Origin of the sequence: Mesorhizobium album (genome assembly GCF_033977205.1) — a bacterium.
Taxonomy (GTDB): domain Bacteria; phylum Pseudomonadota; class Alphaproteobacteria; order Rhizobiales; family Rhizobiaceae; genus Mesorhizobium; species Mesorhizobium album.
Genome location: NZ_JAVIIW010000041.1, coordinates 53332 through 62678, shown reverse-complemented (window position 1 = coordinate 62678; position 9347 = coordinate 53332). Strand labels below are relative to the sequence as shown.

8 protein-coding genes are annotated in these 9347 nt (G+C 65.3%); 5 read left to right on the top strand and 3 right to left on the bottom strand.

The window, feature by feature from the left end:
- Nucleotides 1-197: 197 nt before the first annotated feature.
- Complete coding sequence (greA, locus tag RFN28_RS26925; RefSeq protein WP_320290208.1) at nt 198-680, bottom strand: transcription elongation factor GreA; 483 nt, start codon at nt 678-680, stop codon at nt 198-200.
- Nucleotides 681-786: 106 nt separating this feature from the next.
- Here greA and RFN28_RS26920 point away from each other — a divergent pair, with 106 nt between their 5' ends.
- Nucleotides 787-2163 carry a TIGR03808 family TAT-translocated repetitive protein gene (locus RFN28_RS26920; RefSeq protein WP_320290207.1) on the top strand — a complete coding sequence of 459 codons (1377 nt, stop codon included), beginning with the start codon at nt 787-789 and terminating at the stop codon, nt 2161-2163.
- Nucleotides 2164-2170: 7 nt separating this feature from the next.
- On the opposite strand, the gene RFN28_RS26915 is transcribed toward RFN28_RS26920, so the two are convergent.
- Nucleotides 2171-3175, bottom strand: a complete 1005-nt coding sequence (locus tag RFN28_RS26915; protein WP_320290206.1) for an asparaginase — start codon at nt 3173-3175, stop codon at nt 2171-2173.
- A gap of 51 nt (nt 3176-3226) precedes the next feature.
- Complete coding sequence (locus tag RFN28_RS26910; RefSeq protein WP_320290205.1) at nt 3227-4393, bottom strand: acetyl-CoA acetyltransferase; 1167 nt, start codon at nt 4391-4393, stop codon at nt 3227-3229.
- A gap of 187 nt (nt 4394-4580) precedes the next feature.
- Between RFN28_RS26910 and betI the strand changes: the two genes are divergently transcribed.
- From betI to betA, 4 genes are read left to right on the top strand one after another with little or no spacing between them, the layout of a single operon-like run.
- Nucleotides 4581-5171 carry a transcriptional regulator BetI gene (gene betI, locus RFN28_RS26905; RefSeq protein WP_320290204.1) on the top strand — a complete coding sequence of 197 codons (591 nt, stop codon included), beginning with the start codon at nt 4581-4583 and terminating at the stop codon, nt 5169-5171.
- Nucleotides 5168-6697, top strand: coding sequence for a choline-sulfatase (betC, locus tag RFN28_RS26900; protein WP_320290203.1), 1530 nt, complete (start codon nt 5168-5170; stop codon nt 6695-6697). Before betI ends, betC begins: the two co-directional genes overlap by 4 nt.
- The gene (locus tag RFN28_RS26895) at nt 6694-7698 is read left to right on the top strand and encodes a threonine/serine dehydratase family protein (protein ID WP_320290202.1); all 1005 of its coding nucleotides are present in this window, start codon (nt 6694-6696) and stop codon (nt 7696-7698) included. Before betC ends, RFN28_RS26895 begins: the two co-directional genes overlap by 4 nt.
- Complete coding sequence (gene betA / locus RFN28_RS26890; RefSeq protein WP_320290201.1) at nt 7691-9346, top strand: choline dehydrogenase; 1656 nt, start codon at nt 7691-7693, stop codon at nt 9344-9346. The genes RFN28_RS26895 and betA overlap by 8 nt, the downstream gene beginning before the upstream one ends.
- Nucleotide 9347: the final 1 nt, after the last annotated feature.

The window sequence follows — 9347 nt, the reverse complement described above, 5'->3', positions numbered from 1 at the left end:
CAGCGGTCATCGCACTCGACCGCACCAAAGGCCGAATACATGACCGCTCCAGACTGACGCCGTCGCCGCTATTTTGCCTCTTGCCCAAGAGGGGCCGTCCATACATGACGACGGAACGGGCGTTTCGGCCAATCGCCAAGGCGTGCGACCTGCCAACGCAAGCATAGCTGACCGGTCAAAATCTCTGCGCTCGAAGACTAGTTCTCCGCCTTGTCCGAGAGCTTGACGATCTCCCATTCCTTGCCATTGACGGCGGCGACCTCGCCGACCTTCTTGCCGAACAGCGCCATGGCCATCGGCGAGACGTGGGAAATGCTGCCTTTCGACGGGTTGGCCTCGTCCTCGCCGACGATGCGCCAATGCACCTTTTTGCCGTCATCGTTTTCCAGTGTGACCCCCATGCCGAAGCGGACCACGTCGCTGCCGGGCTCGGGCACGGAAAGCTCGGCGCTCTCGCGCCGCGCGGTCCAGTAGCGCAGGTCGCGCGACACGACAGCGAGGCGCTCGCGGTCGCCCTTCCTTTCGGCCTTGGCCATCTGATCTCGCAGCTCGGCGAGATTCTCCTCGATCATCGCCAGCCCCCGCTCCGTCACCAGATTCCGGTGCGTGCTGATCGGCCTCTCGCCGACGCCGGCAATGGCGTTTTCGCTGTCTTCTTCGCGTGTGAAAGCTCTACTCATAACATCAACTTAGGCTTGGTGAGGCAACTGCACAAGCGATTTGCCTGCGAGCCAGCCTTGGCACGAATCCTGCGACGAACCCGGCGAAACGCCAGGACCTGTGCCGATGTTGAACAGACGAACGCTGCTTGCCCGGACCGCCGGCTTTGCCGCCGCCGGACTCTTTGCCGGCAAGGCATCGGCGAAGATGTTGCCCGGCATCGAGATGGCCGCGATGCGCGGCTCGATCAATGCCATCGAAATCGGCGTGCAGCCGGGCGCGCTGGACGACCAGAGCAAGGCCTTCGGCAAGATGCTCGCTGAAGCCAGCGACCGCGACGCGCCAGTGTTCCTGCCGCCCGGCGCCTATCTTGTCTCCAACCTGAAGCTGCCGGCGCGCGTGCGTCTGTCGGGCGTGCCCGGCGCAACGCGCATCGTCTATGGCGGCAACGGCCATCTGATGATGGCCGAACAGGCCGAGCATATCGAGCTCAGCGGACTGGTGCTGGACGGCAGCAACCGCTGGCTGGCCGACTATACGCAAGGACTGCTCGATCTGCGTCGCGTCGCCCATCTCGCCATCGACAATTGCCAGGTCACCGGCAGCGGCAAGAACGGGCTGGCGCTGGAGCATGTGACCGGCCGCGTCGGGCGCTCCGACATTTCGGGCGCGGCGGATGCCGGCATCTATTCGGTCGAGGCGGGCGGGCTGGAGATCTCGGGCAATACCGTCTCCGACTGCGCCAACGGCGGCATTCTGGTGCATCGCTGGCAACAGGCGGAAGACGGCACCATCGTCAGCGGCAACCGCGTGCAGCGCATCGGCGCGAGGAGCGGCGGCACCGGCCAGAACGGCAACGGCATCAACGCCTTCCGCGCCGGCAATGTCATCATCTCGGGCAACATCGTCTCGGATTGCGCCTTCACGGCGATCCGCGCCAACAGTTCCAGTAATCTGCAGATCACCGGCAACACCTGCTCGCGATCGGGAGAGACGGGGATCTATTCGGAATTCTCCTTCGAGGGCGCAATCCTCAGCAACAATCTGGTCGACGGTGCCGCCAACGGCATCTCGATCGTCAATTTCAACGAGGGCGGCCGCATGGCGGTCTGCTCGAACAACATCGTGCGCAACCTCTCGACGGTCGGCCCCTACACCGCCGACCCGCCCGGCTTCGGCGTCGGCATAAGCGCCGAGGCCGACACCACCGTCTCTGGCAACGTCGTCGAGAACGCGCCGCTCTACGGCATTCAGCTCGGTTGGGGACCTTATCTGCGCAACGTCGTGGCAACAGGAAACATCATCCGTAAGGCGGGCACGGGCATCGTCGTCTCCGTTGTCGAGGGCTCAGGCAGCACCGTCATTTCGGACAATGTCATCGACGGCGCGCCGAACGGCGCCATCATCGGCCAGCGCTGGGCCGAGCCGGTGACCGGCGACCTCGCCCGATCAGCCGATACCGGCTACGCGCATCTCACCGTCGAGCGCAACAAAGTGAGCTGAACAAACTCTAGTTCAGCGCCGGCGTCGGTCGCAGCGAGCCGACCTTGGCGCCGATGCGGCTTTCGATCGGCGGACGGGCGATCTCGGTGAGTTTTGCCGCGAGCGCTTCGTCGCTGCGCAGCAGTTTTGCGAGCACCGCAGCGATCATCACCTCGGAGGCGCGGCTGGCGCCATCATCGCATTTCAATGCGATGCCGAGGCCGAGTTCGGGCAACGACGCGCAATAGACGCCCTCGGCGCCAGTCTTGACGAAGATGCGCCCCGGAGCGGCCTGCATCAGCGCGAGGTCCGCTTTGCCGGTGCCGGCCACCAGGAACGGCTCGGCCATGCAGGCCGAGAGCAGCCGCTTCGCCGCCTTGGCGCGCTCGGGCGCAAAGCCCCTGCCCGTCGCCATGCGGGCAAAGCCGAGCGCGAAGCTCTTCAGCGGCACGGCGTAAGTGGGGATCGAGCAGCCATCGGTACCGCAATGGTCGACGTCATGCGCGGCCCCGGTCACGGACTGCATGGCGTCGCGCACCATCTCCTGCAGCGCATGGCCGGCCTTGACGTAGCCGCGATGCGCGATGCCCGCGTGCACGCAGGTGCACAGGAATCCGGAATGCTTGCCGGAGCAGTTGTTGTGCAGGGCATTCGGCAAGTCGCCGGCACGCGCCAGCGCAATCGTGGCATCGTGGCTCGACGGCCAGTGCGCGCCGCATTCGAGCGCCGTCCGATCCAGGCCCGCCTTGGCGAGCATCGCTTGCGCTAGTTCGACATGCGCAGGCTCGCCGGAATGCGAGGCGCAGGCGAGCGCCAGTTCGCGATCGCCGAAGCCGTAGGCATCGGCCGCGCCGCTCTCGACCAGCGGCAGCGCCTGGATCGCCTTCACGGCCGAGCGCGGGAACACCGGGCGCGCCGTGTCGCCGATTTCCAAGACGGGTTTGCCGTCGGCGTCGAAGACGCTGACCGCGCCGCGATGGGCGCTCTCGACCACCGCGCCGCGCAGAACCTCGACCAGAACCGGATTTGTCATGCTGTCTCCCGCTCGCGCGCCCAGAGGGCGCCGCTTTATTGCGGGCCGCTTCTACCTGATCCGGTCGAGAATGGAAACGTAGTTGGCCACCGCCGCTCCGCCCATGTTGAAGATGCCGCCAAGTTTTGCCCCAGGCACCTGGATGCCGCCGGCCTCCCCGGTGAGCTGCATCGCCGTGAGCACATGCATCGACACGCCGGTGGCGCCGATCGGGTGGCCCTTGGCCTTCAAGCCGCCGGAGGGATTGACCGGCAGGCGACCGTCCTTGGCCGTCACGCCTTCCAGCGCAAGCTTCGCGCCCTCGCCGGGTTTCGCAAGACCCATCGCCTCATATTCGATGAGCTCGGCAATGGTGAAGCAGTCATGCGTCTCGACGAAGGAGAGGTCGTCGAGCGTGACGCCCGCCTTCTTCAGCGCCTGTTCCCAGGCCCGCTCGCAGCCCTCGAAGGCGAGGATGTCTCGCTTCGACATCGGCAGGAAATCCTGGACATGCTCGTTGGCGCGGAAGGTGACGGCGCGGCGCATCTTCAGCGCCGTCGCGGTGTCGGTGAGCACCAGCGCGGCAGCGCCGTCCGAGACCAGCGAGCAGTCGGTGCGCTTCAGCGGCCCGGCGACGAAGGGATTCTTCTCGCTCTCCTGGCGGCAGAACTCGTAGCCGAAATCCTTGCGCATCTGCGCATAAGGATTGTCGACGCCGTTTTTGTGGTTCTTGGCGGCGATCATGGCGAGCGCATCCGACTGGTCGCCATAGCGCTGGAAATAGGCCTGTGCGATCTTGCCGAAGACGCCGGCAAAGCCAGCCGGTGTGTCGCCGTCTTCGGGCAGATAGGAAGCCTTGAGCAGGTTCTTGCCGATGTCCGGACCGGGCGTGGTCGTCATCTGCTCGGCGCCGACCACCAGCACGATGCGGGCAGCATTGGCATCGATGGCGCGGATGCCCTGCCTGACCGCGGCCGAACCGGTGGCGCAGGCGTTCTCGACGCGCGTCGCCGGCTTGAAGCGCAGCCGGTCGTCCGCCTGCAGCACCAGGCTCGCAGTGAAATCCTGCGGCGAGAAGCCGGCGTTGAAATGGCCGAGCACGATCTCGTCGACATCGTCCGGACCGATGCCGGCATGGTCGAGCGCGTCTACGGCGACCTTGGTGATCAGGCCCTCCAGCGTCTCGCCTTCGAGTTTGCCGAAGCGCGAATGCGCCCAGCCGACGATGCATGCGGTCATGGCAACCTCCATTTGCCGCGCAGCCTAGCACATTCCTGCCGCGGCCATCATTCAATATTGTTCAACGGTGAACTTTTTTCCAGTCCGACGGATGGGCCAGAGCGACACGATTGGTTGATCCCGACGCCAATTTTTTGTTGATTGATCCGTCAATAAAAAATAATCTGCCACCGAACCGGATCCCAAAATGCCGAAAATCGGAATGGAACCCTTGCGCCGCAAGGCGCTCATCGACGCGACGATCGCGGCGATCGGCGAACGCGGTTCGCTGGACGTGACGATGTCGGAGATCGCCGGGCGCGCCGGTGTGTCCTCGGCGCTGGCGCACCACTATTTCGGCGCCAAGGACGAACTGCTGTTCGCCACGATGCGGCACATCCTTGCCGAGCTCAACGCCGACACGCGGCGCGCACTGCGACTTGCCGCGACAGCGCGCCAGCGCGTCTCGGCCGTGGTCGCCGTCAGTTTCTCCGACGATCAGTTCCAGGCCGAAACGATAGCCGCGTGGCTCGCCTTCTATGTCGAGGCGCAGCAGTCTTCCGCCCTAAGGCGGCTGCTTCGCGTCTATGCCAGGCGGCTGCATTCCAACCTGATGAGCGGGCTGACCGGCATCCTGCCGAGGGTCGAGGCGGATCGCGTCGCCGAAGCGACCGCGGCCCTGATCGACGGGCTCTACATCCGGCGCGCGCTGAAGGACGGCGTGCCCAACGCGCAAAGCGCGATCGCGCTCGTCGAAGACTATCTCGAAACCAAGCTCAACGGACGGAGCCTACCTTGACGACCCGGCGACCCAATTTCCTGATCGTCATGGTCGATCAGCTCAACGGCACGCTCTTCCCCGATGGGCCGGTGGATTTCCTGCATGTGCCGCATCTCAAGGCGCTCGCCGCCCGCTCGGCGCGTTTCGCCAACAACTACACCGCCTCGCCGCTCTGCGCGCCGGGCCGCGCCTCCTTCACGAGCGGCCAGCTGCCGTCGCGAACCGGCGTCTATGACAATGCAGCCGAGTTCACGTCCTCGATCCCGACCTTCGCCCATCATCTACGTGCCGCCGGCTACTACACCTGCCTGTCCGGCAAGATGCATTTCGTCGGACCGGATCAGTTGCACGGCTTCGAGGAGCGGCTGACCACCGACATCTATCCCGCAGATTTCGGCTGGACGCCCGACTATCGCAAGCCCGGCGAGCGCATCGACTGGTGGTACCACAATCTGGGTTCGGTCACCGGCGCCGGCGTCGCCGAGACCACCAACCAGATGGAGTATGACGACGAGGTCGTGTTCCTGGCCGAGCAGAAGCTCTACCAGCTTTCGCGCGAGCAGGACGATCCGGGCCGCCGGCCCTGGTGCCTCACGGTTTCACTGTCGCACCCACACGATCCCTATGTCGCGCGCAAGCAGTACTGGGATCTCTACGAGAACTGCCAGGCGCTCGATCCGGAAACACCATTCATCCCGCATGACGAGCAGGACACGCATTCGCAGCGCCTGTATCGCGCCAGCGACTATGCCTCCTTCGAGATCACGCCCGAGCAGGTGCGGCGCTCGCGACGCGGCTACTTCGCCAACATTTCCTATGTCGACGACAAGCTCGGCGAGCTTCTGGACGTTCTCGAGCGCACCCGCATGCTCGACGATACCACCATCCTGTTTTGCTCGGATCACGGCGACATGCTGGGCGAGCGCGGCCTGTGGTTCAAGATGAGCTTCTTCGAGGGTTCAGTGCGCGTGCCGCTGATGATCGCCGGCAACGGCGTTCCGGCCGGCCTCATCGAGGCGCCGGTTTCCAATCTCGACGTGACGCCGACGCTTTGCGACCTCGCCGGGATCGACATCGCCGCGATCGCGCCATGGACCGACGGCGAGTCGCTTCTGCCGCTGCTTGACGGCAAGTCGCGCACAGCGCCGGTGTTGATGGAATATGCCGCCGAAGGCTCCTACGCGCCGCTGGTCGCGATCCGCGACGGCCAATACAAATTTGTCCATTGCGAGCTCGACGCGCCGCAACTGTTCGATCTCGAAGCCGATCCGCTCGAGCGTGACAACCTGGCCGACGATCCGGCGAACGCTGCCCTGGTGGCGGCGTTCATGGAAAAGGTCAGGGCGCGCTGGGACATGGCCGATTTTGATGCCGCCGTGCGCGAAAGCCAGGCGCGCCGCTGGGTTGTCTACCCGGCGCTGCGCAACGGCGCCTATTACCCGTGGGATTTCCAGCCGCTGCAGAAGGCATCGGAGCGCTACATGCGCAATCACATGAACCTCGACAATCTCGAAGAACAGAAGCGCTTTCCGAGAGGCGAATGATGGCTGACATTCTCGTTCCAACCCTCGACCACCTGAAGCAGGCCTATGTCGTGACGTCCGCGGCCACGCAGGTGACGCCGCTGCTGGAGTCGGCCGCCCTTGCCCGGGAGACGGGCGCTGCGCGCGTCTTCGTCAAACCGGAATCGCTGCAATGGGCCGGCTCCTTCAAGGTGCGCGGCGCCTATTGGCGCCTGAAGCGGCTGTCGCCCGATGAGGCGAAGAAGGGCGTCGTCGCTTATTCCTCCGGCAATTTCGCGCAAGGACTGGCAGCCGCCGGCCAGGCGCTCGGCATTCCCGTCACCATCGTCATGCCGATCGACGCTCCCGCCGCCAAACGCGACGCGACCGCCGGCTATGGCGCGCGCGTGGTGCTCACCGACCATGGCGATCGCGCCCGCGAGGAAGTTGCGGCCGACAAGGCGCGCGAGATCGCCGAGACCGAGCGCCTCACCTTGCTGCATCCCTTCGACGATCCGGAGATCGTCGCCGGCCAGGCGGGCGCAGGACTCGAAGCGCTCGACCAATTGGCGGCGAAGAAGGTGCATGCCGATCTGGTGTTCTGCTCGGTCGGCGGCGGCGGGCTCATCGGCGGCGTCTCGCTCGCCTTCCACTATCTGTCGCCGAAGACCGAGATCATCGCCGTCGAGCCCGAGGGCTTCAACGGCATGGGCTCGTCGCTGGCGCATGGCGCGATCGAGACCATGCCGATCGGGCCGAGATCGATCTGTGACGGATTGATGGCGCGCAAGCCCGGCGAGGCGCCCTTCGCCGCGGTGAGTGCCGCCGGCGTTCGCGGCGTCACCGTCGACGACGCCTCGGTGCGGCGGGCAATGAAAATCGCCTTCGAGCGGATGAAGCTGGTGCTGGAGCCTTCGGGCGCGGCGTCGCTCGCCGCGCTGCTGGGCGGCAAAGTGAATGTGGCGGGCAAAACCGTCCTCGTTGTGGCTACCGGCGGCAATGTCTCGCTCGCCGACTTTATGGCGCATATGAACAATGCTTGAAGCGGATTTCGTCATCATCGGCTCCGGCTCCGCCGGCTCGGCCATGGCCTACCGGCTGTCGGAGGACGGCAAGCACTCGGTGATCGTCATCGAGTTCGGCGGCAGCGATATCGGGCCGCTGATCCAGATGCCGTCGGCGCTGTCGATCCCGCTCAACATGAGCCTGTACGATTGGGGCTTCGCCAGCGAGCCGGAACCGCATCTCGGCGGCCGCGTGCTCGCGACCCCGCGCGGCAAGGTGATCGGCGGCTCATCGTCGATCAACGGCATGGTCTATGTGCGCGGCCATGCGCGCGACTTCGACCATTGGGCCGACCAGGGCGCGACCGGCTGGGGCTTCGCCGATGTGCTTCCCTATTTCAAGCGCATGGAGGATTCCAATGGCGGCGGCGAGAACGGCTGGCGGGGCCATGGCGGCCCGCTGCATGTGCAGCGCGGCACGCGCAAGAACCCGCTCTACGGCGCCTTCATCGAGGCCGGCCGCCAGGCCGGCTTCGAGCTCACCGACGACTACAACGGAGCGAAGCAGGAAGGCTTCGGTCCGATGGAGCAGACGATTTGGGGGGGCCGCCGCTGGTCGGCCGCCAACGCCTATCTGAAGCCGGCGCTGAAGCGCAAAAACGTGAGTCTGCTCAAGGGCTTCGCCCGCCGCGTGGTGATCGAGAATCAACGCGCCATCGGCGTCGAGATCGAAGCTAACAAACAGATTCAGTTCGTTAAGGCGCGACGTGAGGTGATCGTTGCGGCATCGTCGATCAACTCGCCGAAGATCCTGATGCTGTCCGGCATCGGCCCCGGCGCGCATCTGCAGGAAAACGGCATAAAGGTCATTGCCGACCGGCCGGGCGTCGGCGGCAATCTGCAAGACCATCTTGAACTCTACATCCAGCAGGAAGCGACCAGGCCGATCACGCTGAATTCGGTGCTCAATCCTTTCTCCAAGGCGATGATCGGCGCGCAGTGGCTGTTCTTCAAGTCTGGCCTCGGCGCCACCAACCACTTCGAGGCGGCGGCTTTCGTGCGCTCGCAGGCCGGCGTCGACTACCCCGATATCCAGTACCACTTCATCCCGGCGGCGGTGCGCTATGACGGCAAGGCGGCGGCGAAGTCGCACGGCTTCCAGGCGCATGTCGGGCCGATGCGCTCGAAGTCGCGCGGCTCGGTGACGCTGCGTTCGCCGGACCCCAAGGCCAAGCCGGTGATCCGCTTCAACTACATGTCGCATCCGGACGACTGGAGCGAGTTCCGCCACTGCATTCGGCTGACGCGTGAGATATTCGGCCAGAAGGCTTTCGACGGTTTCCGCGGCAAGGAGATTTCGCCGGGCAGCCACGTGCAGACCGACGACGAGCTCGACGCCTTCATCCGCGACCATGCCGAGAGCGCCTACCACCCCTGCGGCACCTGCAGGATGGGCCGCGCCGACGACCTCACAAGCGTCGTCGATCCGGAATGCCGGGTCATCGGCGTCGAGGGCCTGCGCGTCGCCGATTCCTCGATCTTCCCGCGGGTGACCAACGGCAACCTCAATGCGCCCTCGATCATGACCGGCGAGAAGGCGTCCGATCACATCCTCGGGCGGGCGCCGCTCGCGCCGTCCAACCAGGAACCATGGATCAATCCGCGCTGGCAGGTGGCAGACAGATAGC

What these genes read in the sequence shown, in the direction of transcription:
- greA (WP_320290208.1), bottom strand. Translation starts at nt 680, where the DNA reads ATGAGTAGAGCTTTCACACGCGAAGAAGACAGCGAAAACGCCATTGCC.
- RFN28_RS26920 (WP_320290207.1), top strand. Translation starts at nt 787, where the DNA reads ATGTTGAACAGACGAACGCTGCTTGCCCGGACCGCCGGCTTTGCCGCC.
- RFN28_RS26915 (WP_320290206.1), bottom strand. Translation starts at nt 3,175, where the DNA reads ATGACAAATCCGGTTCTGGTCGAGGTTCTGCGCGGCGCGGTGGTCGAG.
- RFN28_RS26910 (WP_320290205.1), bottom strand. Translation starts at nt 4,393, where the DNA reads ATGACCGCATGCATCGTCGGCTGGGCGCATTCGCGCTTCGGCAAACTC.
- betI (WP_320290204.1), top strand. Translation starts at nt 4,581, where the DNA reads ATGCCGAAAATCGGAATGGAACCCTTGCGCCGCAAGGCGCTCATCGAC.
- RFN28_RS26895 (WP_320290202.1), top strand. Translation starts at nt 6,694, where the DNA reads ATGATGGCTGACATTCTCGTTCCAACCCTCGACCACCTGAAGCAGGCC.
- betA (WP_320290201.1), top strand. Translation starts at nt 7,691, where the DNA reads ATGCTTGAAGCGGATTTCGTCATCATCGGCTCCGGCTCCGCCGGCTCG.